Consider the following 985-nt stretch of genomic DNA (forward strand, 5'->3'; position numbering starts at 1 on the left):
AATTTCTCCAAGTCCATGTCGACGACATAGGTGTATCCTTGATTTGCGTATTCCTTACACTTTCTCAATGCATCATGAGCGCTTCTCTTGGGTCTGAAACCATAGCTTGTTTCAGCGAATTGTGGTTCGAAGATGGGCGATAGCACTTGCGTGATGGCCTGTTGTAACACCCTGTCTACTGCTGTTGGAATTCCTAGCGTACGCATTTTTCCATTATCCTTAGGTATTTCAACCCTGCGGACCGGATTTGGGTGGTATTTCCCGTCCAGAACCAGCTTTACGAGTTTATCTCCGTTGTCTCTGAGATATTGCAAAAGATGCTCCACTTTCATCCCATCGACCCCGTGCGAGCCTTTGTTCCTCTTCACTTGCTTGTAGGCCTCGTTAAGATTGCCGCGGCTCAAGATTCTCTCTAAAAGCTCACTTCCTCGACTGTTGGCGTTGGTGTTGTTGTTTTCAGTTATCCGCTTGTCGGTAAGCGCTCCCGCATACCCTTCGTGTTCCGCACTATCTCTTTGCGGGTAGCCCTTGCTACAGCAAGGTATTCTGCTTTCTTTTATCCCGACTTTGGTAACATTCATTCACTAAACACCTCCTTAGGTTCAACCCTTCATAACGCTGTCGACCGCGTTACTACTATGGTATCTGCTGACTTCTCACGACAAATCTTGTTTCAACCGCATGTTGCAAATGTGCTTCATGCGTCCGTGAGACCTCCCACGGTAAGACGCGTAACTTTCATCCCATGTACCCGCCGTATTTACATCCTCGTGTCCGTGCAGTTTATTGGATTTCATCTTGTTCGGCAGATTCATCCCACTTTGGATGCCTGATACGATTCGTGTTCCTCGGGTCGGGACTTTGCCGCCAGCTTCCTTCAGATTCCACCTCGCGATGGACACCCTTGCTCTTGGCTAATGGTTGGCAACTGCAAGCCCCCATAGCGGACTTTCACCGCCTAGCTACGCGCCATGCGTGGCGCACC

The 985-nt window shown here is 49.3% G+C and carries 1 protein-coding gene; it reads right to left on the minus strand.

Annotated features, from left to right (window positions below; all coding sequences use genetic code 11):
• On the minus strand, nt 1–581 hold a 581-nt coding region (locus tag ACFQ2I_RS19490), incomplete at its 3' end, for a reverse transcriptase domain-containing protein (protein WP_377567213.1).
• Nucleotides 582–985 lie beyond the last annotated feature (404 nt).

It is taken from the genome of Paenibacillus chungangensis (assembly GCF_042675905.1).
Classification (GTDB): domain Bacteria; phylum Bacillota; class Bacilli; order Paenibacillales; family Paenibacillaceae; genus Pristimantibacillus; species Pristimantibacillus chungangensis.